Origin of the sequence: uncultured Leifsonia sp. (assembly GCF_945957465.1) — a bacterium.
In the GTDB taxonomy this organism is placed as follows: domain Bacteria; phylum Actinomycetota; class Actinomycetes; order Actinomycetales; family Microbacteriaceae; genus Leifsonia.
Genome location: NZ_CAMFLC010000013.1, coordinates 1 through 22,237, shown reverse-complemented (window position 1 = coordinate 22,237; position 22,237 = coordinate 1). Strand labels below are relative to the sequence as shown.

25 protein-coding genes are annotated in these 22,237 nt (G+C 72.4%); 12 read left to right on the top strand and 13 right to left on the bottom strand.

What is annotated here, in order from left to right; genetic code table 11:
• Nucleotides 1-106: 106 nt before the first annotated feature.
• From Q0Q23_RS08165 to Q0Q23_RS08150, 4 genes are all read right to left on the bottom strand, one after another.
• Complete coding sequence (locus tag Q0Q23_RS08165) at nucleotides 107-946, bottom strand: hypothetical protein (RefSeq protein WP_295121877.1); 840 nt, start codon at nucleotides 944-946, stop codon at nucleotides 107-109.
• On the bottom strand, nucleotides 943-1,794 hold the full coding sequence (locus tag Q0Q23_RS08160; protein ID WP_295121875.1) for a hypothetical protein: 852 nt from the start codon (nucleotides 1,792-1,794) through the stop codon (nucleotides 943-945). Before Q0Q23_RS08160 ends, Q0Q23_RS08165 begins: the two co-directional genes overlap by 4 nt.
• Before the next feature lie 74 nt (nucleotides 1,795-1,868).
• Nucleotides 1,869-2,837: an RNA polymerase sigma-70 factor gene (locus tag Q0Q23_RS08155; RefSeq protein WP_295121873.1), complete on the bottom strand. Its 969-nt coding sequence runs from the start codon at nucleotides 2,835-2,837 to the stop codon at nucleotides 1,869-1,871.
• Nucleotides 2,834-3,766 (bottom strand): NAD(P)-dependent oxidoreductase, encoded by a 933-nt coding sequence (locus Q0Q23_RS08150; RefSeq protein ID WP_295121871.1) that lies wholly within the window; start codon nucleotides 3,764-3,766, stop codon nucleotides 2,834-2,836. The genes Q0Q23_RS08155 and Q0Q23_RS08150 overlap by 4 nt, the downstream gene beginning before the upstream one ends.
• A gap of 184 nt (nucleotides 3,767-3,950) precedes the next feature.
• On the opposite strand from Q0Q23_RS08150, the gene Q0Q23_RS08145 reads away from it, so the two are divergent.
• Both Q0Q23_RS08145 and Q0Q23_RS08140 read left to right on the top strand, forming a co-directional pair.
• On the top strand, nucleotides 3,951-4,151 hold the full coding sequence (locus Q0Q23_RS08145; protein WP_295121868.1) for a hypothetical protein: 201 nt from the start codon (nucleotides 3,951-3,953) through the stop codon (nucleotides 4,149-4,151).
• A 99-nt stretch (nucleotides 4,152-4,250) separates the two neighbouring features.
• On the top strand, nucleotides 4,251-4,820 hold the full coding sequence (locus tag Q0Q23_RS08140; RefSeq protein WP_295121866.1) for a YdeI family protein: 570 nt from the start codon (nucleotides 4,251-4,253) through the stop codon (nucleotides 4,818-4,820).
• Nucleotides 4,821-4,894: 74 nt separating this feature from the next.
• Here the strand turns inward: Q0Q23_RS08140 and Q0Q23_RS08135 are convergent, their stop codons facing one another.
• Nucleotides 4,895-5,347 (bottom strand): MarR family winged helix-turn-helix transcriptional regulator, encoded by a 453-nt coding sequence (locus Q0Q23_RS08135; protein ID WP_295121864.1) that lies wholly within the window; start codon nucleotides 5,345-5,347, stop codon nucleotides 4,895-4,897.
• A gap of 96 nt (nucleotides 5,348-5,443) precedes the next feature.
• Here Q0Q23_RS08135 and Q0Q23_RS08130 point away from each other — a divergent pair, with 96 nt between their 5' ends.
• Together Q0Q23_RS08130 and Q0Q23_RS08125 are read left to right on the top strand one after the other, a co-directional pair.
• The gene (locus Q0Q23_RS08130) at nucleotides 5,444-6,010 is read left to right on the top strand and encodes an isochorismatase family protein (protein WP_295121862.1); all 567 of its coding nucleotides are present in this window, start codon (nucleotides 5,444-5,446) and stop codon (nucleotides 6,008-6,010) included.
• A gap of 206 nt (nucleotides 6,011-6,216) precedes the next feature.
• Nucleotides 6,217-6,531 (top strand): hypothetical protein, encoded by a 315-nt coding sequence (locus Q0Q23_RS08125; RefSeq protein WP_295121860.1) that lies wholly within the window; start codon nucleotides 6,217-6,219, stop codon nucleotides 6,529-6,531.
• Here Q0Q23_RS08125 and Q0Q23_RS08120 read toward each other — a convergent pair.
• Both Q0Q23_RS08120 and Q0Q23_RS08115 read right to left on the bottom strand, forming a co-directional pair.
• Nucleotides 6,425-7,219: a DUF4062 domain-containing protein gene (locus tag Q0Q23_RS08120; RefSeq protein ID WP_295121858.1), complete on the bottom strand. Its 795-nt coding sequence runs from the start codon at nucleotides 7,217-7,219 to the stop codon at nucleotides 6,425-6,427. The genes Q0Q23_RS08125 and Q0Q23_RS08120 overlap by 107 nt on opposite strands.
• Before the next feature lie 67 nt (nucleotides 7,220-7,286).
• Nucleotides 7,287-8,234 carry a DUF1996 domain-containing protein gene (locus Q0Q23_RS08115; protein WP_295121856.1) on the bottom strand — a complete coding sequence of 316 codons (948 nt, stop codon included), beginning with the start codon at nucleotides 8,232-8,234 and terminating at the stop codon, nucleotides 7,287-7,289.
• Between the two features lie 110 nt (nucleotides 8,235-8,344).
• On the opposite strand from Q0Q23_RS08115, the gene Q0Q23_RS08110 reads away from it, so the two are divergent.
• The 3 genes from Q0Q23_RS08110 to Q0Q23_RS08100 are packed head-to-tail and all read left to right on the top strand — an operon-like array spanning nucleotide 8,345 to nucleotide 11,219.
• The gene (locus tag Q0Q23_RS08110; protein WP_295121854.1) at nucleotides 8,345-9,031 is read left to right on the top strand and encodes a response regulator transcription factor; all 687 of its coding nucleotides are present in this window, start codon (nucleotides 8,345-8,347) and stop codon (nucleotides 9,029-9,031) included.
• Complete coding sequence (locus Q0Q23_RS08105; RefSeq protein WP_295121852.1) at nucleotides 9,028-10,398, top strand: sensor histidine kinase KdpD; 1,371 nt, start codon at nucleotides 9,028-9,030, stop codon at nucleotides 10,396-10,398. Before Q0Q23_RS08110 ends, Q0Q23_RS08105 begins: the two co-directional genes overlap by 4 nt.
• Nucleotides 10,399-10,421: 23 nt before the next feature.
• Nucleotides 10,422-11,219: a DUF5666 domain-containing protein gene (locus tag Q0Q23_RS08100; protein WP_295121850.1), complete on the top strand. Its 798-nt coding sequence runs from the start codon at nucleotides 10,422-10,424 to the stop codon at nucleotides 11,217-11,219.
• A gap of 93 nt (nucleotides 11,220-11,312) precedes the next feature.
• Here the strand turns inward: Q0Q23_RS08100 and Q0Q23_RS08095 are convergent, their stop codons facing one another.
• The 4 genes from Q0Q23_RS08095 to Q0Q23_RS08080 are packed head-to-tail and all read right to left on the bottom strand — an operon-like array spanning nucleotide 11,313 to nucleotide 14,649.
• Nucleotides 11,313-12,521, bottom strand: coding sequence for an OmpA family protein (locus Q0Q23_RS08095; RefSeq protein WP_295121848.1), 1,209 nt, complete (start codon nucleotides 12,519-12,521; stop codon nucleotides 11,313-11,315).
• Complete coding sequence (locus tag Q0Q23_RS08090) at nucleotides 12,518-13,483, bottom strand: hypothetical protein (protein WP_295121845.1); 966 nt, start codon at nucleotides 13,481-13,483, stop codon at nucleotides 12,518-12,520. Before Q0Q23_RS08090 ends, Q0Q23_RS08095 begins: the two co-directional genes overlap by 4 nt.
• A gap of 10 nt (nucleotides 13,484-13,493) precedes the next feature.
• Nucleotides 13,494-13,847 (bottom strand): hypothetical protein, encoded by a 354-nt coding sequence (locus tag Q0Q23_RS08085; RefSeq protein WP_295121843.1) that lies wholly within the window; start codon nucleotides 13,845-13,847, stop codon nucleotides 13,494-13,496.
• Nucleotides 13,834-14,649, bottom strand: coding sequence for a hypothetical protein (locus tag Q0Q23_RS08080; RefSeq protein ID WP_295121841.1), 816 nt, complete (start codon nucleotides 14,647-14,649; stop codon nucleotides 13,834-13,836). The genes Q0Q23_RS08085 and Q0Q23_RS08080 overlap by 14 nt, the downstream gene beginning before the upstream one ends.
• A gap of 97 nt (nucleotides 14,650-14,746) precedes the next feature.
• On the opposite strand from Q0Q23_RS08080, the gene Q0Q23_RS08075 reads away from it, so the two are divergent.
• On the top strand, nucleotides 14,747-15,541 hold the full coding sequence (locus tag Q0Q23_RS08075) for an ABC transporter ATP-binding protein (RefSeq protein ID WP_295121839.1): 795 nt from the start codon (nucleotides 14,747-14,749) through the stop codon (nucleotides 15,539-15,541).
• A 24-nt stretch (nucleotides 15,542-15,565) separates the two neighbouring features.
• Here the strand turns inward: Q0Q23_RS08075 and Q0Q23_RS08070 are convergent, their stop codons facing one another.
• Nucleotides 15,566-16,036, bottom strand: coding sequence for a GNAT family N-acetyltransferase (locus Q0Q23_RS08070; RefSeq protein WP_295121837.1), 471 nt, complete (start codon nucleotides 16,034-16,036; stop codon nucleotides 15,566-15,568).
• A 39-nt stretch (nucleotides 16,037-16,075) separates the two neighbouring features.
• On the opposite strand from Q0Q23_RS08070, the gene Q0Q23_RS08065 reads away from it, so the two are divergent.
• A complete protein-coding gene (locus Q0Q23_RS08065) occupies nucleotides 16,076-16,879 on the top strand; it encodes an alpha/beta fold hydrolase (protein WP_295121834.1) in 804 nt (267 codons plus the stop codon).
• A 216-nt stretch (nucleotides 16,880-17,095) separates the two neighbouring features.
• Nucleotides 17,096-18,475, top strand: a complete 1,380-nt coding sequence (locus tag Q0Q23_RS08060; RefSeq protein ID WP_295121832.1) for an FAD-binding oxidoreductase — start codon at nucleotides 17,096-17,098, stop codon at nucleotides 18,473-18,475.
• A 91-nt stretch (nucleotides 18,476-18,566) separates the two neighbouring features.
• Here Q0Q23_RS08060 and Q0Q23_RS08055 read toward each other — a convergent pair whose 3' ends face one another.
• Nucleotides 18,567-19,925 (bottom strand): DUF2252 domain-containing protein, encoded by a 1,359-nt coding sequence (locus Q0Q23_RS08055; protein ID WP_295121830.1) that lies wholly within the window; start codon nucleotides 19,923-19,925, stop codon nucleotides 18,567-18,569.
• 98 nt (nucleotides 19,926-20,023) lie between these two features.
• Here Q0Q23_RS08055 and Q0Q23_RS08050 point away from each other — a divergent pair, with 98 nt between their 5' ends.
• Both Q0Q23_RS08050 and Q0Q23_RS08045 read left to right on the top strand, forming a co-directional pair.
• Nucleotides 20,024-20,374: a hypothetical protein gene (locus tag Q0Q23_RS08050; RefSeq protein ID WP_295121828.1), complete on the top strand. Its 351-nt coding sequence runs from the start codon at nucleotides 20,024-20,026 to the stop codon at nucleotides 20,372-20,374.
• A gap of 96 nt (nucleotides 20,375-20,470) precedes the next feature.
• Nucleotides 20,471-22,084: an MFS transporter gene (locus tag Q0Q23_RS08045; protein ID WP_295121826.1), complete on the top strand. Its 1,614-nt coding sequence runs from the start codon at nucleotides 20,471-20,473 to the stop codon at nucleotides 22,082-22,084.
• Nucleotides 22,085-22,237: the final 153 nt, after the last annotated feature.

Below are 22,237 nucleotides of genomic sequence, written 5' to 3'. Positions count from 1 at the left end.
CGCGGACGCAGGAGCGTCGGCCGCATGACCGCCGAGCGCGGGCGGTGGTCTCCCCGCCGGCCGCTCGCTGAGCCGCTCGATCGGCGGTACCGTGCTTCATGCGTGTTCAGCGGTAGGCGACGCTGAGGTTGAGGCGGGTGTCCCGCAGGAGCTCCGTGTCGCCGCGCCGCAGCTGCGGGTTGAGGTAGAAGAGCTGATCGAGGGTGATCCCGAACCGCGTGGCCACCGCCTGCGAGTTGTCGTTCCCCCACACCGTGTAGCTCGCCGGCAGGCCGTCGAACGAGGTGACCGTGCCGCGCGCGTACGGCGCCGGCCCGGAGTCCTTCAGCGTGAGTCCCGGGTAGAAGGCGGGGATCGTCCACGCGATGGGCGCCTCCGCGATGACGTCGCCGTCGCTCACCAGCTCGACGCTGTTGAAGTACGACAGGTCACCGCGGTCGCGCCGACCGCTGGAGTCGAACGGGAGCACCTGGTCGCCGGACGTCGCCTGCAGCGTTCCCACGGGATCATCGACCGCCGGCACGGTCGGCTCCCCGGCCGCGGGCCCGAACCGGTCGACGCTCAGCGCCACGACCAGGCCCGGACCGGAGGTCGTGGCGAAGCCGTCGATCGAGACCTGGAAGCGCAGGTCGGCGGCGACGCTCACCGTGACATCGCCGCGGGCGTGGCCGTCGACGTCGGTGAGCGTTCCCGTGCCCATGACGGTGCCGGCGGGCGGGAGGTACTGGAACGCGTCGGCGAAGGCGCTCGCGGTCGGCGGTGCCGCGGGGGTGGTCCGGGCGGGGGACACCGGAGCGGCCCGGTGGCTCGTGCCCGCCACCTCCTTCGCCTCGGCCGTCGCCCGGGGTGCCGTCGTCCCCGTGCACCCCGTCAGCAGCAGCGCGCCGCCGAGCAGCAGCGGCAGCGTCCAGCCGCCTGAACGCGTTGCGCGGGAGCCCGCGATCATCGCCGCCCGGCCTCGGGCGGGCGCTCGGCGGGAGCGATCGGACCGGGACGGTCGGCGTAGGTGCGGCCGGTGACCACCAAACGCAGCAGCGCGGCGGCCACGTCGTACCGCTCGGCCAGCTCGGCCAGCGACGCACCCGACGCGTACGCCTCGCGGATGCTCCGCACCTCGTCGTCGCCGAGCCGGCGGCGGTGCGCCTCGGCGATGGGGCCGCCGTGTGCCGCGTGACTGCTCCCGCGGACGATGAGGCTGACCCGTTGCTGGCTCGTGCCGAACCGCCGGGCGATCTCGGTCTGCGAGACGCCCTCGGAGTGCAGCCTGCGCATCTGCACGACGTCGTCGTCGGTGGTCTCGGTCACCCCCGTCGTGGCGCCCCGCACCACCGACGAGATGGTCCAGTGCGAGACGCCGAACGCCTTCGCCACCTCCGCGCGGTCGTCGCCCGCGGCCAGCCGCTCGCGGATCGCCTCGACCTGGTCGACCGTCAGCGGCCGCGCCCGGGAGGGTGTCGCGCTCGTGAGCGGACCGCCGACGTCGGCGAAAGCGCGGCCGGAGGCGATGTTCGACACCATCTGATGCGAGATCCCGTAGAGTGCCGCGACCTCGGAACGGGGGTTGCCGGCGGCCACGGCCTCCCGGATCGCGACGACCTCCTCGCTGGTCACCTTGCGCGACTTGCCCGGAAGGATCGGACCGCCGGCCTCCAGCCGCGACCGGCCCGTGACCAGGCTCGAGACGGTGTTCTGGCGCACGCCGTACTCCTCTGCCAGCTGCACCTGCCGCGCACCGGACGCGTACTTCTCGCGCAGCTCGCGCACTTGGGCGTCGGAGAGCGGTACGGAGGCCATGAGGCGAGAGTAGCGGGGGCAGCGGTCCGGGCGGAACGACCCACGCCAGCGTTCGTGGCGGGATCGTGCCGGGCTCACTCCGAGACGCGTCGCTTCGCCAGCGGAGGCAGGGGGTCGCCGCCGGCGGCGAGCCTGGCTCGATTGGCCTCCCGCACCACCGACCAGGCGTCGCCCACGGCTCCGACGTGACTCAGCTTGTCCGGGTTGATCACGCTGCGGATGGTCTGGATGCCCTCCGGGACGATGTCGAGCGTCATCGCGTTGATGACGCCGCCGTCGCGGTCGCGGAACACGGCGCCCGGCTGGCCGTTGATCGTGGTCGGCTCGACGGTGCCGCCGATCGTGAGGAACGGTCCCGACATCGCCACCAGCACCTGGGCGACGTTCTCGATGCCGACGATCCGCTGCGCCCACTGCGGAGCCTTGCCGCCCCCGTCGCCCACCATGTCGACGTCCGCGACGAGGAGGGCGCGCAGAGCCTCGACGTCTCCGGCGCGGAACGCGTCGAAGAACCGGCCGGCCAGGGCCTCCCGCTCGGCACGGTCGGCGTCGAAGCGCGGCCGGCCCTCGTCCATGTGCCGTCGTGCGCGCACAGCGAGCTGGCGGCACGCCGCCTCCGACCGGCCGACCGCCGCAGCGATCTCCGGGAAGTCGAACGCGAAGACCTCGCGCAGCACGAAGACGGCCCGCTCGAGCGGGGTGAGCCGCTCCAGCAGGAGGAGCGCCGCCATCGAGAGGGAGTCGGAGAGCTCGGCTGCGCGCTCGGGATCCTGGTACGGATCGGACAGCAGCGGCTCGGGGAACCACGGACCGACGTACGTCTCCCGCCGCACCCGGGCCGACCCCAGGACGTCGATGGACACGCGCGTGACGATCGTCGAGAGGTAGGCCTTGAGCGACGCCGGCCGCACGCCGGCCGCTTCGTACCGCAGCCAGGTCTCCTGCACGGCGTCCTCGGCCTCCGTCACACTGCCGAGGATGCGGTAGGCGATCGAGAACAGCAGCGGCCGCAGGTCCTCGAAACTCTCGTCCGGCCGTGTCATCGCAGTCCCTCCTCGAACCCCTGCCGCCACGACGGGTACCGCAGCGTCCAGCCGAGCTCGCGCTTCGCCTTGGCATTGGAGAAGCCGCGACCCTCCGTCATCATCATGACGGCTTGATCGCCAGCGGCGACACGGGCGAGCCAGACCGGGACGCGGCGGGGCGGCTTGGCGCCGGCGACCTTCGCCAGGTACGGCAGCCACTCGCTGGCGGGCGCCGGTTCGTCGTCGACGATGTCGAAGACCCCGGTCGCGCCCTTCTCGAGTGCGAGGACGGTGGCCGACGCCGCGTCGTCCAGGTGGATCCACGAGCTGTAGCCCTGCGCGCGGCCGACGAGGGGATACTGCCGCTTGCGGACCATCTCCACCTGGTCGTCCGTCGCGCCCGGGCCGTAGAGCGCGCCGTAGCGCAGCACGGTGCCGCCGTAGGCCGTCACCGCATCCTCGACGTGCTTCATCGCAGCCATGACCGGGGCGGTCGGCGTGCCCGCGAACGTGTCGAGCGGATCCTCCTCGGTCTTGACCCAGCCGCCCTCGCGGATGCCGTTCCAGCTGGCGTAGCCCTGCGCGAGGAAGCGCGTCACGCCCTGGGCCTGCGCGGCGGCCAGTAGATGGTCGGTGCCCTCGGTGCGCAGCCGGTTCGTGTCGGCGAACCACCGGTCGGGATGCTTGAGGTCGGGATCGCCGGCGTGCGCCGGGTTGATCGCCGTCATCTGGTGGATGATCGCCTCCGGCTCCGCCGACGCCACAGCGCCGCCGACCGACGCCGCGTCCAGTCCGTCCATGACGACGCCCTCGGCTCCCATCGCCTCGATCGTCGGCAGCTTCGCCGCGCTCGTCGTCGTGGCCGTCACGGCGTGGCCGTTGCGCACGAGCTGAGGAACCAGCCGCCTCCCGAGAACGCCGCTTCCTCCCGCTACGAGTACCCGCATCGTCTGCCCCTTTCCGTCTGGCCTGATGTCACACCGTCAGACGACGCAGCCGCGTGCTCTGTGACATCCGCGAGCCTGCGCGTTTCGCGCAGCGACCCGGTCGCCTCGCAGGGGTGTGGCCGCTTCGGCCTCCGCTCGCTACCCTGGCGGCACGGGCCGGGGAGCCCGGGATCGGGGAGGCGGCATGGGTGACAGCGGTCGTGGCAGAGTGGTCGTGCAATCGGCGCAGTGGGGGTTCTTCTTCTTCATCGCGTACATCGGCGCGGCCGTGTACTTCGTCTCGGTCTCCGACGGCTCGTTCTGGGGCGTCGTCTGGGGCTTGTTGCAGGCGATCGTCTGGCCGGCGTTCGTCGTGTACCACGTGCTGGTGCTGCTGCACGTGTGAGGCCGGGCGGTGCGCCGACGTGCATGATGGTGTCCGCCCGCCGGGTGTCGGTCGCCGACGCTAGGGTTCGGGCATGGGGATCGACGCGGGGAGCCGGGCTTGGACGAACTGATCGTGGCGGACGCCGCCGCCTGGCGTGCCTGGCTCGACGAGCACGAAGACAGCTCCGACGGCGTGTGGCTGGTGCTGGCCAAGAAGGGCACGACTCAGCCGACCTCCCTCAGCTATGCGCAGGCGGTCGACGAATCGTTGTGCAGCGGGTGGATCGACGGGCAGAAACGCAGCCGCGACGAGACCACGTTCCTGGAGCGGTTCACACCGCGGCGGGCGGCCTCGCTCTGGTCGCAGCGCAACATCGGGCTCGTGGAGGCACTGATCGCCGAGGGCCGGATGCGTGAACGCGGCCACGCCGAGATCGAGCGCGCGAAGGCCGACGGCCGGTGGGAGCGCGCCTACGCGAGCCCGCGCACCGCGGAGATCCCGGACGACCTGACCGCCGCGCTCGAGGTGTCGGAGGCGGCCGCCGCCGCATTCGCCACACTGAACGCGGCCAATCGGTACTCGGTGCTGCATCGTCTGATGACCGCACCGAGCGCGATCAGCCGCGGCAACCGCCTCGCGAAGCTCATCGCGATGCTCGAACGCGGGGAGACGCCGCACCCGCAGTAGAGGGGCCGCCGAAGGGCCGCCGAGGGGCCGCCGAGGGGCGCCTTATCGCCCCTAAAACGCCGTTTTAGGGGCGTTTACGCGCCCTTCGGCGCGGCGGGAGTACTCTCGAGGAGGGTGTGGAGGGCCGCGCGGAAGCGTTCGGCGCCGGCATCGCCCAGCGGCGCGAGGAACGCGCGCTCGGCGGCCAGGAAGTCGTGCTCGGCACGGCGGAACGCCGCGCGGCCGGCCGGCGTCGCCTCGATGGCGTTGCGCCTGCGGTCGGCGGGGTCGGGTCGGCGGGTGACGGCCTGCTTCGCCTCCAGGGAGTCGATGACGGCGACCATCGTCGTCTGGTCGACGCCGAGCAGCGCCGCCAGGGCCTGCTGCGACAGCGGCTCGTGGGGGATGAGGGCGCGCAGCACGGCGTACTCGCGCCGGTCGAACCCGGACGGGGCGAGCGCCTCGTCGGAGAGCTCCAGCAGCCTCAGGTGCACCTTCTTCACGAGCGGGCCGAGTGGCTCGGCGGCCGGGGGCGTCGTGCTGGTCATGCGCCGATCATAGCGTGAGCAAACCATCAGTTGAGCTGATTATTATGGCCACTGACGTTCGCATCCCGCTGGACGCATCACCGCAGAGGACCCATCATGAGCATCGAACTCGAAGCGACCCCCGCCCTCGTCGTCATCGACCTGCAGACCGGCATCCTCGGTCAGCCCACCGCGCACCCGATCGAGCAGATCGTCGCGAACTCGGCCCGGCTCGCCGCCGCTTTCCGCGCCGCAGGCCTCCCCGTCGTGCTCGTGAACGTCGACGGGACGGCGCCCGGCCGCACCGAGCGCGGCAAGGCGACCGGCCGGGTCGGAGCCCAGACCCTCCCCGCCGCGGCGACCGCTCTGCTGCCCGAGCTCGACCAGCAGCCGAGCGACATCACCGTGACCAAGCGCACGCTCGGCGCCTTCGGCTCGACCGACCTCGACGCCCGGCTCCGGGAGGCCGGCGCCACGCAGATCGTGCTGACCGGCGTCTCCACCACGTCCGGTGTCGAGTCGACGGCCCGTTCCGCGTACGAGCTCGGCTACCACGTGGCGTTCGTCACCGACGCGATGACCGACGTCGCCGAAGCGCACGACGCCTCGGTCGCCTACCAGTTCCCCAAGCTGGGCGAGCTCGGCACGACCGGCGAGGTCCTGGAGCTGCTCGCCTCCCGCTGATCGCGGAGTCGGGCAACGACTGCTCGCACAGAACCTGCGGCAGTTCGACGCCGCCGGCCTGCCCGCCCATCCCGAGTCGACCGACCCGGCCGACGACCACTGCTGCCCGGCGGCCCTCGGGGTCTTGACGCCGCCCCCGCCCCTACGGAAATCTCTGCGGTAACGGTGCGACGCAGGGCCGTGTGGACGTGGAGGAGAAGCTCGTCATGAAGCAGAACGATCCGACGCCATCGGTCGCCGAGGCCAACGCCGCGCTTCTCGGCGCGCTGCCGTTCGACGACACCGCCGACTTCGACGACGCCGACCGCGGTTTCCTCGGCACGCTGGCCGACCCGGTGATCCGCGATGCCGATGGCACCGTGGTCTGGGATGCGTCGGCGTACGACTTCGTCGACGGCGATGCTCCCACCTCGGTCAACCCGAGCCTCTGGCGTCAGTCGAAGCTGGTCGCCAAGCACGGGCTCTTCGAAGTCGTCGAGGGCATCTATCAAGCGCGCGGGCTCGACCTCTCGGTGATGTGACGAAGCGCGCGCCGGAGCTCAGCAGCCTGCGGAGCTCGGCGATGTCGGCCTCGCGGCCCACCAGGTCGGTGAGCGGTGTCGGCAGGCGCACCGGATCGGCGACCGCCGGATCGGGCTCCGAGCGCGGTTCCGCGAGCGCTGCGGGCGCACCGCCTGCGCCGCCGGCGTCGTCCGCGCCTCCCGCCGCGCCGGCGCCGAGGAGGTCGGACCGGCTCTGGTCGAACCGCTCGGCCAGGAGCGTGGCCAGGTCGGCCGCCACGAGTTCCGCCAGTTCTCGGGGCGTCTCGAAGTACTTGTAGGCGGCGCGGTCGTCGTCGCGGATCCGGTTCAGCAGCCGGCTGAGCCTCTCGTCGCGCTCGGCCGGCGCTTTGACGTAGAGCAGGCGCGGCACGTCGTCGGGGCAGAGGTTGTACTCGTCCTCCAGCCCGGAGACGTGCTCGTCGGGGGCGACCCATCCGTAGCGCTCCCAGTAGAGGCCGAGGAAGACGTCGGACTGCTGGAGGTAGGCGCGGTAGAGCTCGCGGGGCGGGTGCGGGCGTGCGCCCAGCTCGAACATCACCGGGGCGAGGTGCAGCCGCTCGATCGCCGTCTTGGCGGCGCGGCGTTCGGGGGCGAGCTCCTGCAGCGTCGACGAGACGAAGATGCGTAATCGTTGATCGGGTGTCCGGATTACATGAGGGTGGCTCATGTAATGTCATTGTGTTGCGTTTCTATGGAAATGTACAGACTTCGGTGCGACGGATTCCGGGTCCGTCTCACCGGTCGCCGGGCTTGCCGCCGCGCGGCGCGGCCTGTGCGCCGCTCACCGGGCCGCAGCGCACCTGAGCGGTCACGCAGGCGGCCGTGTCGGCATCCATGCGGCCCTGCTGCCAGCCGCTCACGAAATCGGCATGCCCCGTCACCGGGGGCCCCTGCGTCTGCGGCCCGGTCGAGAGGGTGATGCCGTCAACGCTGCTCGTGGGGTAGCTGACATGCAGCACGAGCTGCGGGATGTGCACCGGGTGCGACGCGGGGCACCCGGACGCCGTCGAGTACACCGCGCCCGAGCGGTCGCGGCCGTCCATCGTGTGCCCGTCCCAGCAGTCCGGGAACGTGATGACCAGCCGCAGCTGCGATCCGGCCGGGCAGTCGTGCGGCAGATCGCCCCGCGGCGCCCGCTGGCCGGCCGTCGTCGTGCAGGTCCAGTCCACGACCGAGGTGCTCTGCGGCGCGGTCGCCGTCTCGTTCCCCGCGATCAGGCTGATGCCCTCCGGCATCGAGCGCGTCGACGAGGCGATCGGGCCGGGCGAGCGCCAGTACAACAGCGTGCGCTGCGGGGTGAGCGCCCGGCCGTGCTGGAAGACCACCGGGGTCCAGTAGGCCGAGGCGTCGGCGGAGGTCGAGCACGTCGTGGACCCGCCCCGCAGCGTCGCGGCGGTCGACGACGCGCGCACGGCCGGATTGCCGAAGAAGTCGTGCTGCATCGACATCCCGGTCATCCCCGGCATCATGATCGGATCGTCCGGCGCGGTTCTCGACCGGGTGCAGGTGTCGGTGAAGATGCCGGGATTCGCGCCGCCGGAGGGGAACCCCGCGGTGTCGACGCGTGCGGGCGCAGACGCCGCCACGCCCGCGGCCGTCGCGGCGGCGGTGCCGGCGGCGAGCACGAGCGCCGCACCGAAGGCGATGGCGAGGCCGGCGGGAGAACGCAGTGAGAAGATCATGCGCCCATCCGACCTCCTCCGGGTTCGGGGTGTGAGAGCGGAATGTAAAGAATCGGTAAGGCGGCAGGGAAACGGCGTGGCGCGGGTGCCCGAACCGTCAAGATGGACGGGTGGGCGAGGAGAGAGGTCTGGTGCTCGTCGTGGAGGACGAGGCCGCGATCGTGGAACTGGAGCGGCTGTACCTCACAGGTGCGGGCTTCGGCGTCCACGTCGAGACCGACGGCCGGCAGGCGCTCGCCGCGATCGACCGCCTGCGGCCGGTCGCGATCGTGCTCGACGTCGGCATCCCCGGGCTCGACGGGATCGAGGTCTGCCGCACCCTCCGAGCCAGGGACGACTGGACGCCGGTCATCTTCGTCACCGCGCGCGACGACGAGGTCGACCGGATCCTCGGTCTCGAGCTCGGCGCCGACGACTACCTCACCAAGCCGTTCTCGCCGCGCGAGCTCGTCGCCCGGCTCAAGGGGATGGTGCGCCGGGCGGCCGGACCCGTCGCGGCCCCGACCCGCAGCGTGGGCGGTGTGCACCTCGACGGTTCCCGGCGGCGGGTGGAGACCGCGGCAGGGCGCGTGGATCTCACCGCGACCGAGTTCGACCTGCTCGACCGGCTGATGAGCCAGCCGGGCCGGGTGTTCACCCGGGAGCAGCTGCTCTCGTCGGTGTGGGGGGTCGCCGACTACTCCAGCAGCCGAACCGTCGACGTCCACATCGCCCAGCTCCGCGTCAAGCTCGGCGACGCCGCAGGCATCGTCCGCACCGTGCGCGGGGTCGGTTACAGCGTCGCGGACGAAGCGTGACCGGGCCGGCGCCGCGGCGGCGCCTGCTCGGCTCGCTGAGCGGACGTTTCGTGCTGGTGACGTTCGCCGTGGCGCTGATCGCCGTGCTGGTGACGGCGCTCGTCGCGGTGCAGGTGGTGCAGACCGTGGAGGAGAACCAGGCACGCCAGCAGCTCAAGACCCAGGCCGCCGCCCTGCTGGCATCCGGACGGGCCGGTGCCGTTCGGCCGGCGGTCGTGGGCGACCGGTTCGCGGTCGTCTCGCCCGACGGCGCGGTCACAGGCGCTGCGCGCGCCTTCGTCGACCCCGCCGTGGTGCGCGAGCTGCGCGCCGGACGCGCGGTCTCCACGACCACGACGCTGAACGGCAGGGACGCGGTGCTGGTCGGCATCCCGGGCGCGGACGGCGGCGGCATCGTCGGCGTGCGCAAGGTGGCCGACATCGCCGCGGGCGACGCCGAGCTGCTGCGCGGCATCCTGCTCGCCGTGGTCATCGGCCTCGTGGTCGCGACGGCCGCGGGCGTGCTGCTCGCGCGCCTCCTCGGCCGGCCGCTGCGACGGCTCGCGGACGGCGCCAGGGCGCTGGCCGGAGGGCGGCGGCGCGTTCCGATCGACGCGCAGCCGGTCGCTGAGATCGAGGACATCGCGCAGGCGCTGCGGACGCTCGACACGGCCCTGGCGACGAGCGAGGACCGGCAGCGGGAGTTCCTGCTCTCGGTCTCGCACGAGATCCGGACGCCGCTGACCGCGATCCGCGGGTACGCGGAGGCGCTCGCCGACGGGGTCATCCCGCCCGACGGCGTCGCGGAGGCCGGGCGGACGCTCTCGGCGGAGTCGGAGCGACTGCGGCACTTCGTCGACGACCTCCTCGAGCTGGCGCGGCTGGAGGCCGACGACTTCACGATCGTGCCGCAGCAGTTCGACGCGCGCGACACCGTCGCGGCGGTGCTGCGGGCCTGGTCGGGCGCGAGCGGCGGGGCCGGAGTCGCACTCCGGGCAGACCTGCCACCGGCTCCGCTCGGGGTCCTCACCGACGAGATGCGGCTGCGGCAGATTCTCGACGGGCTGGTGGAGAACGCGCTGCGGGTCGCGCCGGCGGAGTCGGAGATCGTCGTGACCGCGCGCGGCCTCCCAGGGCTCGTCGAGCTGTCCGTGCGCGACAGGGGGCCCGGACTGAGCGCCGAGGACGCACCGGTGGCGTTCGATCGCGGCGCCCTCCACGCGCGCTACCGCGGCGCACGTCCGGTAGGCACCGGGCTCGGACTCTCGATCGCGCACAGCCTCGCCGGCCGGCTCGGCGCGACGATCGACGCCGGACCGGCGGACGGCGGCGGAGCGGTCTTCCGGGTGACTTTACGTTCCTCTGACATGTCCCGAGCGCGCTCCTGATCTGACGCTGAGACCGTTGGCGCATGGACACCGACGAGCCGCGCGACCGCGACGACCAGAGCGAGCAGATGGACCACAGCGACAACGGCGACCTGCCGACGACGCCCTTGCCGTGGGAGCAGGACGCGCACGACGAACCGGACGGCCTCCCGACGACCCCGCTGCCGTGGGAGCAGGACGCGCACCACGAACCGGACGGCCTCCCGACGACCCCGTTGGCCTGGCCGGCTGCGCAGCAACACGCCGCACCCGCGCCGACGCCGGCCCCGACGACCTGGGCGCCCACGACCCCGGCGCCCGGGATGGCGGTCACCGACGGAATGAAGGCGGGGGAGTCGCAGACGCGCCCGTCCTTCGTCCGTCGCCACACGCTCGGCCTCGGGGTGGCGGCGGCCGTCCTCGCGGTCGTGGTGGTGGCCGGCGGAACCGCGTGGGGCGTCTCCGCCGCTGTCGCGGCCGCGAACACCGCGGTCCCCGCCGCCTCGAACCAGGTGCTGCGCGGCACGGCGAAGCACGCCGCGACGGGCGCCGGCGCCCGCACGCACGCCAAGGGCACGGTCGGAACGCTGACGGCGATCTCCGGCGACACCTGGACCGTCCGGTCGGCCGCGGGCGCGACCATCACGGTGACGGTCGATTCGTCGACGGCCTACGGCACGCCGAAGAGCCCGGCCACCGTCTCCTCGTTCGCCGTGGGCGACCGCATCGCGGTGCTCGGCGCGCGCAGCGGCGACAGCGTGACCGCTACGCGCATCGCCCACCTCGCAGCCAAGCACTCCACGACCTCCACGCCCGTGCCCACGCCCGCCCCGACCGTGTGACCGCCGGCTGCGAGACGGCTGATTCTCCACCCTCCCGGCGGATCCGAGCCGAGTTCGCGCCGTCTCGGCGGCGATGTCGCGCGGGGAGCGGCGTCAGCCGCAGAGCGAGACGCCCGCGGAGGTGAGCACGACCGAGCGGTTCTGCTCGGCGAGGGCGTCCGAGTAGGCGCCGGAGGCGTCGGTCTCGCTGGTGAAGCCGCACCACTCGTAGCCGACGCCGGCGGTCGCCAGCTTCGCGTCCGGGACGCCCAGCGCCACCAGGGCGGCCTTGACCGCGTTCGCCCGCCGCAGCGAGAGTGCGGTGTCAGCGGTGTTGTCGGTGGCCTGGTCTTTGGAGGCCGTGCCCGTGATCGTGATGACTCCGCCGCTCTGCTCGATCGAGGGGGCGAGCGAGCCGAGCAGCTGCTGCGCCGCCGCCGGATCGGCGAAGGTCGCCGTGTCCTTCACGAACCGCAGGTCGCTGTTGCGCAGGACGAGCGGACGCGACCAGTCCGTCTTGGTGCTCACGGCCTCCACCGGCACCGGCGTCACGGCCGGCAGCCCGGCTTCGGCGCCTCCCGAGGCCGGCTCGGGCAGCAGGGAGAGCGTGCCGCCCGCCGCCTTGATGACGGCCGTCCAGATCGCGGCGAGGTTGCTGCGCGCTGGAACGGTCAGCGGTTGCTGGGCTCCCGCGGTGTCTCCCATCCCCGACCAGTAGACCGTGACGCCCTTCAGATCGGACGGCAGCAGGTTGCGCGACCGCAGGTCGGAGACGACCTGGGCCGGATCGGCGTAGAGCAGGCCGCTCCCGGCGAAGTTCAGCGGGTCGGCCGTCTGGAGGCCGCTGCCGAAGACGAGCACCCCGAGCGGATTCGAGCCGAGGTCGCGTGCGGCCTGGTCGATGGCGCCGAGGAAGTCGACCTGCGGCGACGCGGCCTTGAGCCCGGAGAGATACGACGTGATCTGGGTGAGCTTGGTGCGCTGGTCGTTCTGGCAGACGATGGCGTCCTGTGCGCTCGACCCGATCGAGGTGGTCCCCATCGTCTGCGGGGTGCCCGACGGGATGACGACGGTCACGCTGCCGTTGCTCTCGCCGACCGCCTTCAGCTGTGCGGACGCGCTGGCGGGAACCGTGACCGCCGGCGCGTTCGCGGTGCTTCCGGCGACGACGCCCAGGTTGCGCTTGTGCGACTGGTCGCAGGCGCCGCCGGCGGCGGTCGCCGAGGTGCAGGCGGCGAGACCGCCGCCGACCACGAGCACAGCGGCCCCCGCCATCACCGCGCGCAGCAGACCGGCTCGACCCGCCTTCGCGAGGCCGGTCACCGCTCGAACCCCCAGGTCGTCGGCGACCCGTCGACCGCGGGAGCCTGCACGGTCTCCGGCTCCCGGAGCTGCGGCCCTCCGGTCGCCGGCTCGACGGCAGCGGCCGCCGAGGTGCCCGGCACGGCCGCCGGCGGCGTCGACGCCTCGACCACGCGCCGCGCCCGCAGCTCGCGGATGATCTGGCTGGTGCTCTCCGGGTCGCGTGCCCGCTGGGCCAGCCGGGTGGCGATGCGCGCGCGGATCACGTCGAGCCGCGCGTGGAAGGTGGCGTGGGCGCCGGCGAAGCGCACCGCATCCTGCGCGTCGAGGCCGGCGGCGTGGCGCGCGCCCTCCTCCGCCCTGACCGCCTCGGCGAGCAGCCGGTCGCGATGCGTCCGCAGGCGGCCCACCTGCGCGTGCGCCTTCTCGGCGGCGACGAGCAGCGGGCGCGTGGTCAGCCAGGCGACCACGAAGCTGATCGTTCCGGAGGTCGCGAGGACCCCCAGCATCAGGAAGGCCATGATCGTGTCCGGAGCCGACCACGAGAACGCCGGCGCGGCGGAGGTCGATCCGCCGACCAGGCCGGTGAGGCCTCCCGCGCCCGCGGCGTCGATGCCGGCCTTGATCCGGGCGATCGTGATCGCGGCGAGCAGGGCGGCCCACAGCAGCAGCAGCCCCACGGCGACGGGGATCCAGCCGCGGTGCATCACGCGTGCCTGCACCCGGCGCAGCAGGATCGCGGCCACGTGCGGCAGCGACACCACGGCGAGCGAGATGCCCAGGGTGATGACGTACATCTGCAGACCGATCGAGCCGTACTGGCTGTCGTTGCGCAGCAGCAGCGTCAGAGCCTGGGCGAGCAGGATGTAGTCGACGGCGAGCATCGCCACCAGCAGCACGTACACGAGCACGTGCGCCAGTGGCGAGAGGTGGCCGACGCTCGGGCGGACCCGGCGCGGCTTCGTGACGATGTCCCTCGGCATACGGGTCCTCCTAGGCGTAGCTGTGCAGTTCAGGGTCGCCGCCGGCGAGCTTGGCGTCCAGGCGGGCGGCGTCCTGCTCGGCGCGGCGGATGTCGGCCTCGGCGCGCTCGAGCGCACGGCGGACGAGCTCCACCCGCGACTGCGCCTCGGCGAGCCGCGCGGAGCAGGCGGCGACGTTGCGGGTGCGCTGGCGCTCCAGGTCGGCCACGCCCGCACGCTCGAACGCGGCGAGCTCGTGCTCGAACACCTCGAGCGTCTCCACGTCGACCGCGCCGCGCATGCGCCGCAACCGCCACAGCAGGCGGCGCCGCAGCCCGCGGGTCGGCGGCACCCGGTAATCGGTGATCCTGTCACGTTCGCGCATTCGGGCTCCCTGGTTCGACGGACGGTACGGGTGGTGCGGACGACGCTCCGCGGGGACGGCCGGTTGCGACGGGCTCGACGGTTGCGACGGGCTCGGCGGTTGCGACGGGCTCGACGGTTGCGACGTGCTCGACGGTTGCGACGGGCTCGTTCGGTTCGGCCCTCGCGACCGGTTCGGCGCTTCCGACCGGCTCGATGGGCCGCCAGCTGTCCACGGCGGTCTCGCGCCCGACGAGCGAGTCTGCGCGGTGCAACGCGGGGGCTCGAACGGCACCGGGCGGCGGCGTCAGGGCACGCAGGTACGCACGCCAGTAGACGGCGATCTTCTCGTCCGAGCGGTCGAAATGCCGGCTCGCCCGCAAGCGCGCGGCGGTGAACCGGGCGTTGATGCTCGCGCCGAGCTGCTCGGCACGGGCGTTGCGCTGTGCGATCCTGCGCCGCAGCCGGCGCAGCTCCTGGAAGGCGACCCCGTCGCCCTCGGCGATCCGGGAGGCCGTCCGCTCGTCGGGCGGGAGGCCGTCGAGCCGCTCGTCGTAGGCGTCCAGGTCGGCGGCCAGTGCTCGGGCGAGGCCGCGCTGTTCGGCGAGGTCGCGGCGGGAGCGGGCGAAGAAGCGCTGCTCCTCGCGGCGCGCATACGCGTTGGCGCGGGCCTGCAGTGCGGTGATCGTGGGAGTGGCGACGGCGGGGAGGCCCTCTGCCGACGCCGCGTCGCGAGACGACCCCGTCGCCTCGGCGTCCTGCCGGGCGCGACGTTCCAGCCGGCGACGCGCGAACGGTCCGATTCTGAGCGGCTGGATCCCCATAGCGGGCGAGCGTACGAAGCGAGCCTGAGCGGTTCCTCGGCATCCGGTGACGAAGTGCCGTGCGAGACCCAACCGTTACCTGCGCCAGTATGGAGCCATGGAGACGGTGCTGGAGCTGCGCGACGTGACGTTCCGGCGCGAGGGGCGGCACATCCTCGACGACATCCGGTTCGAGGTGCGGGCAGGCGAGCACTGGGCGCTGCTCGGTCCGAACGGCGCGGGCAAGAGCACCGTCCTCGGCTTCTGCGGGGCCGTCGCCTTCCCGACCTCAGGCACGGTCGACGTGCTCGGCCGGCGGCTCGGCCGGGTGGAGTTGCAGGAGCTGCGGAGGCACATCGGTCACGTCAATCCGCGGCATCCGGTGCGGTCGCCGCTGACGGTCACCGAGGTGGTGCTCACCGGGCTCACCGGTTCGCTCGAGCCGCCGCTGCGCTGGGAGGCCGCGCCCCGCGAGTCGGTGCGTGCCCGCGAGCTGATCGCGGCCATCGGCCTCGACGATCGCCGGGACGCGCGCTGGCCGACGCTCTCGCAGGGGGAGCGCGGCCGCGCTCTGATCGCCCGAGCGCTCATCTCCGATCCCCGACTGCTGCTGCTCGACGAGCCCACCACCGGTCTCGACGTCGCGGCGCGCGAGCAGTTGCTGGAGACGATCGACGGTCTCTCGACCTCGGCGCCCGACCTCGCCAGCGTGCTCGTCACGCACCACCTGGAGGAACTGCCGGAGACCACCTCCCACGCCCTGCTGCTGTCCCACGGCCGGATCGTCGCCGCGGGACCGATCGAGGAGGCCGTGACCACCGAGACCGTGACGACGGCGTTCGAGCATCCGATCCGGGTCGAGCGGGCCGACGGGCGGTGGAGCGCCCGGGCGGTGCGCTCGGCGCGCGTCTGACCCGCGTGGCCGGCCGGACGGCCGTCAGTGGAGCTCGAGCAGTAGCTCCACCACGGGCTTCCCCGCACCGGCTGCATAGGAGGTCTCGCTGCCGGCCCGGGTGAAACCGGCTCGTTCCAGCACGCGCCGCGAACCGAGGTTGGCTTCGGCGACGCGCGCGTGCAGCGGGCGCGTCGGCTCCGCCGCGACCAGCAGCATCAGAGCCGCCGTCGCGATGCCGCGGCCCCAGAGCGCGCGGCGGATCCAGTAGGTGACCTCCCGGTCGCCGTCGATCGTGAAGGCGGCGACCGTCCCGGCGAACTCGCCGTCCGCCTCGACGGCGCGCATCAGGATGCCGGAGTCGGCCAGATGCCGGCTCCAGCGCGCGTCGAACGCCTCCCGATCGTCGGGGTCGGCCGCCGTGAACGCGGCCATCCGCACCGACTCGGGGTCGCGCATCATCGCGAAGGCGGCATCGGCGTCGGCCGCCGTCGGCGGGCGGAGTCGCACGTGCATGCCGCGATGCTAGCGTGCCGCCCGCTAGACTCACACGCCGTGCCCCGTTTCGCGACCGCCGACGACGGCGTGCCGATCGCGTTCGAGGAGCGCGGGACGGGCGTCCCCGTCCTCCTGATCGCCGGTCAGGCCACCGGCATGAACGGCTGGGGGCCGTTCGCCCGCGCGCTGGCGTCGGAGCACCGTGTGATCGTGTTCGACCACCGCGGCATCGGCGACAGCGGCCTGGGCGACCCGGCCCGTTACAGCACGCGCCTGTTCGCCGACGACGGTCTGGCCGTGCTCGACGCGGCCGGAGTGGCGGCTGCACATGTCATCGGGCACTCGATGGGAGGACGCGTGGCGCAGTGGCTGGCCGCCGACCATCCCGGCCGGGTGCGCAAGCTGGTGCTGGTCGGCACGACCGCGAGCGACCGCGTGCGGGACGCCGGGGGGGCGGCGGAGGCGGCGGAGGCGGAGCAGCGCCGCGATCCGCGTGTGGTCGCCGACTTGCTCAGCGGCGACCGTGCGCGCATGCTGCCGCTGTTCTTCGACGCCGACTGGGCCGAGGCGAATCCGGAGGCCGTGGCCGGCTTCTTCGACCGGGTCGCATCGCGCCCGGCGCTGCGCGGCCACTTCGCCGCGAGCCGCGACCATGACGCGCGGGAGGTGCTCGGCCGCATCCGCGCCGAGACCCTGGTGGTCCACGGGCGTGCGGACGCTCTCACCCCGATCGGGCAGGCCCGGCTGCTGGCCGGGGCGATTCCGCGCGCGCGGCTGCTCGAGTTCGACGCCCGCCACGGGCTCCATCTCGACACCCCCGCCGTGCTGACCGCCGTCCGCGCCTTCCTCGCCACCCCCTGAACCCCTTTCCCGGCAGCCGAGGGGCACGACCAGCCCCTCGGCGATGAGTCGGGAGGCTTGGGGTTGCGCGTGCGCACACACCCGTGCTCAAGTGAGCAATCGTCAGCAAAGACTGGTGCGCATCCGGTCCGATGCAGCATCCTGTGGGCGTCGCCGAGCGCCCGAGGCCCGGCGGCACACCAGAAACCAGCAGAGAACCCGAACAGGAGCACCACCATGTCTCTTATCGAGACCGCCGTCCCGGAGCGCTTCCGCGACCTCGCCGACCGCCTCACCGGGCGCCTCGTCACCACTGCGGACCCCGACTGGGACGCCGAGCGGCAGGCGTGGAACCTCGCCGTCGACCAGCATCCCGAGGCCGTCGTCGTTCCGGTCGACGCCTCCGACATCGCCATCGTCGTCGGCTTCGCCCGCGACAACGGACTGCGCGTCGTCCCGCAGAGCACCGGCCACCTGGCCGCACCGCTCGGCGACCTCAGCGGCACCGTGCTGCTGCACACGTCCCGGCTGGGCGGCGTGGAGGTCGACCCCGCCGCCGAGACCGTCCGCGTCGGAGCCGGCGTCGTCTGGGGCGAGGTCACCTCGGCGCTCGAGCCGTACGGGCTCGCCGCACTGGCCGGTTCGTCACCGGACGTCGGCGTCGCCGGATACCTCCTCGGGGCCGGTTTCAGCTGGATGGCGCGCAAGCGCGGCCTGGGCTGCTCGGCCGTCACCGCGTTCGACGTCGTCACCGCCGACGGTCGGCAGCGGCACGTCACCGCGGAGACCGAGCCCGACCTGTTCTGGGCGCTGCGCGGGGGCGGCGGCACCACGGCGATCGTCACCGCGTTCACGTTCCGGGTGTTCCCCGTCGCCACCGTCTACGCCGGGATGCTGCTCTTCCCCCTGGCGCGAGCCGGGAAGGTCCTGCGGGCGTACGAGGAGTGGACCCGCGACCTGACCGAGGACGCGACCACCTGCGTGCGCCTGCTGCGCATTCCGCCGCTGCCCGACCTGCCCGACTTCCTGCGCGGTCAGTCGTTCGTCGGCGTCGACGGCGCCATCGACCTGCCAGAAGCCGAGGCCGCCGCGGTCCTCGAGCCGCTGCGTGCGCTCGAACCGGCCATCGACACCTTCGGGGTGCTCCCGGCATCCCAGCTCGGGCTCGTGCACATGGACCCGCCGCAGCCGGTGCCGGCCCTCGGCGACGGGATGATCATCGACGACCTCCCCGAAACCGCGATCGACGCGCTGCTCGGTGTCGTCGGGCCGGAGTCCGGGAGCGCCCTGCTGGCGGTCGACCTGCGTCACCTCGGCGGCGCGGCGGGTCGCCCGGCCGAGGGCGGCGGCGCCGTCGACCACCTGCCGGGAAGGTTCGTGGTCTACGCGGTCGGTCTGCTCGCCGACCCCGCCCTGGTGCCGGTGCTCACCGCCGAGGTCGCCGCGGTGCGCACGGCGCTCGCGCCGTGGACGAGCGAGCGAGACTACTCCAACTTCCGCGAGGTCGCCGCCGCCCCCGGCCGGTTCTGGGACGACGCGACGCTCGAGCGGCTGCGCGCGATCAAGCAGGCGTACGACCCCGAGCGCACCATCCGCACCGCGCACGACCTCGACTGACCCGCGCTCGCGCTCTGCCCTCCGCCGAGGGGCGCCTTGACGCCCTCACATGCGCGTTTTGGGGGCGATTACGCGCCCCTCGGCGGCCCGCCTACGCGAAGTGCCCAGCGCGGGCGGCGTCGACGAAGGTCGCGTAGTCGGCCTCCGCCTGGGCGGCGTACGCGTGCGCCCACTCCGAGACCGCGCGCACGAACGCACCGCCGGTCCCGATGTATCCGGAGACGAACTGCGCCTGCGGCGAGCGCGCGTGCGCTCGGCCGAGCACGATCGCGCACGCCTGGGAGTACTCGCTGAACTGGGTCGTGTTCATGTCCGCGATCTCGAAGGACGCGTTGCGGTTGCGGAAGATCCTCATGTAGAAGCTGTGGCCCTCCACCGTCAGGTAACCGAGGAACGGGTCGGAGACGGCCTGCAGGATGCGCTGGCAGCCGACCACACGATAACCCTGGTGCTCGGCGAGGATGGCGGCGTCCAGATAGCCGCCGACCGACGGCATGCCGCCGAACTCGTACACGACCGACTCGTTGGCCTCCTTCAGCTGGAGGATGAGGATGTCCCCGGTCGCGTCGCGCAGCGCGATGATGAAGCACCGGGTGCCGACGCTGCCCACGCCGACGACCCGGCGGGCGACATCGACGACGTCGTATTGCGAGAGCATCAGGGCGATGTTCGTCGGCACGGTCGTGCGGTAGGCCTCGAACACCTGATCGACGAGCACGCGGACCTCCGGCTCCAACCGGGTGAGGATGGGCGGGTTCTCGACGAATTGGAGACCTTCCCCGCCCTCCTCGAGGGTGCGGCTCGCGACCCGCTCGCTGGTGCGCTTCTCCGACTCCTTCAGCGTGCGCTTGATCATGCGCTCGCTGTCGGGGCTGAGGATCTGCCTGTCGACCAGGCTGGTCACCCGGAAGTAGCGTCCGTACAGAGACGACTGCAGCGCGTTGCGCAGCGAATTGCGGTACATCGCCGCCGACGAGAGCACGATCGAGCGGAGGGTGGAGCCGCCCAGCCCGAGCGATCGACCGGCGAGCACGACGCTGGTCAGCATCCGCTTGATGTCCCACTCGAACGGACCGATCGCCGCCTCGTCGAAGTCGTTGATGTCGAACACCATCGAGCGTTCGGGCGAGCGGTAGATGCCGAAGTTGCTGATGTGGGCGTCGCCGCAGATCACGATGTCCGCTCCGGCGCGCGGCCCCGCGGCCAGGTCGGCGGCCTGGATGGCTGCGGTGCCCCGGTAGAACGCGAAGGCCGACGAGCCCATGCGTTCGACGCGCAGCTTCACCAGGTTCGGCAGCCGGTTCTCGTGCTGGCGGCGCAGGATCCCGAGCGGGTCGCGCCCGGGAGGCGGGGTGTAGTCGGCCTGGCTGGAACGCGGCACCTGGGAGCGGGCCGCCCGGCCCGCGTCGTAGAGCTCTTCTTCGTTGAGCGGGATCGCGATGGCCGTCATGACGCACCTCCTGGGTGGCGCTCATGGTAGCTCCGCCAGGGGCGGAGTGGCCAGACGTCTGCGGGTGCGGGGATTCCCGTCCCGCTAGGGTGGTCGACGTGGAGCGCACGGACTGGATCGAGCATCGCCGCCACGACGGCGAGCGGATCGGCTGGATCCGGATGGCGGGCGACCGGTTCGTCCCGGTCGACCTCCTCGGCCGGGAGTTGAGCGGTCCGGTCGACTGGCTGGAGGCCGAGGAGATGCTCGAGCGCACGGGCATCGGCTACCTGGCGGAGCTGTACGAGTTGCGCCGGCCGGACGGCTCATGGCTGCGGGTGCGACTGGCCGAGGTGTCGCCCGATCGCATCGTGGCGAAGAAGGACGACTTCGGCGCCGTCGGGGCCGAGCAGCTGTACTACCCGCTTCCGTTCCCCGCTCCGGAGGAGTTGCGCCTCCTGCAGCGCTGACACGTGCACCACCGACGCGCCCACCGCTGAGGGCGGGTCTGGTGCGGCGAGCTCGCAGCGGGCTACCATCGGGCAGATTCGCCGGAGGGAGCGGGCATGGCGGGACGCTGGGGCGCTGTGACCGTGCTCGGCGCCGCGCAGTTCGTGATGACACTCGACAGCACCGTCATGAACGTCTCCATCTCGACGGTCGTGAAAGACCTCGGCACCACGATCTCGGCGATGCAGGCGTGCATCACCTTCTACACGCTGACGATGGCGGCGTTCATGCTGCTCGGGGCGAAGTTCGGAGACGTCTGGGGCCGGCGCCGGGCGCTGGTGATCGGGTCGATCGTCTACGCGGTGGGGTCGGGCACCACCGCGCTCGCGCCGAACATCGTCGTGCTGTTCCTCGGCTGGTCGGTGATCGAGGGGCTGGGCGCCGTGCTCGTGATCCCCGCGATCGCGGCGCTGATCGCCGACAACTACAGCGGTCACGCCCGTGTGACGGCGTTCGCCGTGATCGGAGCGTCCTCCGGAGTGGCCGTCGCGGTCGGGCCGCTGATCGGCGGCTTCCTCACGACCTACGCCAGCTGGCGGTATGTCTTCGCCGGCGAGGTCGTCATCATGGCGATCGTGCTGTTGTTCCGCACCGTGGTGTCGGACAGCGGCGAACGGTCGCGCGTCCGCATCGACGTGCTGTCGGTGCTGCTCTCGGCCGCCGCGCTCGTGCTGATCGTGTTCGGCCTCCTGCAGACCAAGACCTGGGGCTGGATCCTGCCGTCCCAGCAGGACATCAACATCCTCGGCATCTCCCCGGTGCCGTTCATCATCGGCTTCGGCGCCGTGCTGCTCTGGTGGTTCTTCCTCCGTCAGCGGAGCCTGATCCGGCAGGGCAGGGCGCCCCTGCTCAACACCGCCATCCTCCGGCTGCGGCAGCTGCGGGCCGGGGTGGGCAGCCTCGGCATCCAGTACACGGTGACCGCCGGACTGTTCTTCGTCGTGCCGATCTACCTGCAGCTCTCGCTCGGCTTGGACGCGCTCGCGACCGGGCTGCGGATCTTCCCGCTCTCCGTCGCGCTGGTGCTGTTCTCGATCCTGGGCACCGCTCTCGCCCGTCGGCTCTCGCCCAAGCTGATCGCGCGCCTCGGTCAGTTCGGGCTGGTGCTCGCGAGCCTCGTCCTGCTCGGGTCGGTGGACACGAAGCTCAACAACTGGATCTTCGGCACCGGGATGTTCCTGGCGGGGGCGGCGCTCGGCCTGCTCGCGTCCCAGCTGGGGAACGTCACCATGTCGGCGGTGGGCGACGACGAGCTGAGCGAGGCCGGTGGCGTGCAGGGCGTCTTCCAGAACCTCGGCTCCTCGCTCGGCACGGCCCTGATCGGCTCGGTGATGATCGCGTCGCTGACAACGCTGTTCACGGGTGCCGTCGCGGCGAGCACACTGCCCGAGAGCGTCCAGCAGCAGGTCGAGTCGGAGACCAAGGGCGGGGTCGCGGTGGTACCCGTCGCGGATGTTCCGAAGATCGCGAGCGACGCCGGCCTCACAGCAGACCAGAGCAGTCAGCTGACCTCGATCTACAGTGCGGCGCAACTCGAGGCGCTGCGGTTGTCGTTCACGACGCTCGCGATCGTCTCGCTCGGGGCGGTGTTCTTCTCGCGCAACCTCCCGAAACAGGTCATCGGTCGGGAGCCCGAGTCCGAGCCTGTGCCGGAGGCCACGGATACGTAGACAGGTCTGGTGCCGCGCGCGCGGCCGGAGCTAGCATCCGGCACGAGAGGGAGGAGACCGGCATGGAGGCGGAATTCCCCGAGATCGCTGAGCACGGGATGATCGGCGACCTGCAGACCGTCGCCCTGGTGTCGACCGCGGGGTCCATCGACT

Excerpts from the sequence above, each read along its gene's own strand:
- Q0Q23_RS08165 (WP_295121877.1), bottom strand. The coding sequence starts at position 946 with ATGATCGCGGGCTCCCGCGCAACGCGTTCAGGCGGCTGGACGCTGCCG.
- Q0Q23_RS08160 (WP_295121875.1), bottom strand. The coding sequence starts at position 1,794 with ATGGCCTCCGTACCGCTCTCCGACGCCCAAGTGCGCGAGCTGCGCGAG.
- Q0Q23_RS08155 (WP_295121873.1), bottom strand. The coding sequence starts at position 2,837 with ATGACACGGCCGGACGAGAGTTTCGAGGACCTGCGGCCGCTGCTGTTC.
- Q0Q23_RS08150 (WP_295121871.1), bottom strand. The coding sequence starts at position 3,766 with ATGCGGGTACTCGTAGCGGGAGGAAGCGGCGTTCTCGGGAGGCGGCTG.
- Q0Q23_RS08145 (WP_295121868.1), top strand. The coding sequence starts at position 3,951 with ATGGGTGACAGCGGTCGTGGCAGAGTGGTCGTGCAATCGGCGCAGTGG.
- Q0Q23_RS08135 (WP_295121864.1), bottom strand. The coding sequence starts at position 5,347 with ATGACCAGCACGACGCCCCCGGCCGCCGAGCCACTCGGCCCGCTCGTG.
- Q0Q23_RS08130 (WP_295121862.1), top strand. The coding sequence starts at position 5,444 with ATGAGCATCGAACTCGAAGCGACCCCCGCCCTCGTCGTCATCGACCTG.
- Q0Q23_RS08125 (WP_295121860.1), top strand. The coding sequence starts at position 6,217 with ATGAAGCAGAACGATCCGACGCCATCGGTCGCCGAGGCCAACGCCGCG.
- Q0Q23_RS08120 (WP_295121858.1), bottom strand. The coding sequence starts at position 7,219 with ATGAGCCACCCTCATGTAATCCGGACACCCGATCAACGATTACGCATC.
- Q0Q23_RS08115 (WP_295121856.1), bottom strand. The coding sequence starts at position 8,234 with ATGATCTTCTCACTGCGTTCTCCCGCCGGCCTCGCCATCGCCTTCGGT.
- Q0Q23_RS08100 (WP_295121850.1), top strand. The coding sequence starts at position 10,422 with ATGGACACCGACGAGCCGCGCGACCGCGACGACCAGAGCGAGCAGATG.
- Q0Q23_RS08090 (WP_295121845.1), bottom strand. The coding sequence starts at position 13,483 with ATGCCGAGGGACATCGTCACGAAGCCGCGCCGGGTCCGCCCGAGCGTC.
- Q0Q23_RS08085 (WP_295121843.1), bottom strand. The coding sequence starts at position 13,847 with ATGCGCGAACGTGACAGGATCACCGATTACCGGGTGCCGCCGACCCGC.
- Q0Q23_RS08080 (WP_295121841.1), bottom strand. The coding sequence starts at position 14,649 with ATGGGGATCCAGCCGCTCAGAATCGGACCGTTCGCGCGTCGCCGGCTG.
- Q0Q23_RS08075 (WP_295121839.1), top strand. The coding sequence starts at position 14,747 with ATGGAGACGGTGCTGGAGCTGCGCGACGTGACGTTCCGGCGCGAGGGG.
- Q0Q23_RS08070 (WP_295121837.1), bottom strand. The coding sequence starts at position 16,036 with ATGCACGTGCGACTCCGCCCGCCGACGGCGGCCGACGCCGATGCCGCC.
- Q0Q23_RS08060 (WP_295121832.1), top strand. The coding sequence starts at position 17,096 with ATGTCTCTTATCGAGACCGCCGTCCCGGAGCGCTTCCGCGACCTCGCC.
- Q0Q23_RS08055 (WP_295121830.1), bottom strand. The coding sequence starts at position 19,925 with ATGACGGCCATCGCGATCCCGCTCAACGAAGAAGAGCTCTACGACGCG.
- Q0Q23_RS08045 (WP_295121826.1), top strand. The coding sequence starts at position 20,471 with ATGGCGGGACGCTGGGGCGCTGTGACCGTGCTCGGCGCCGCGCAGTTC.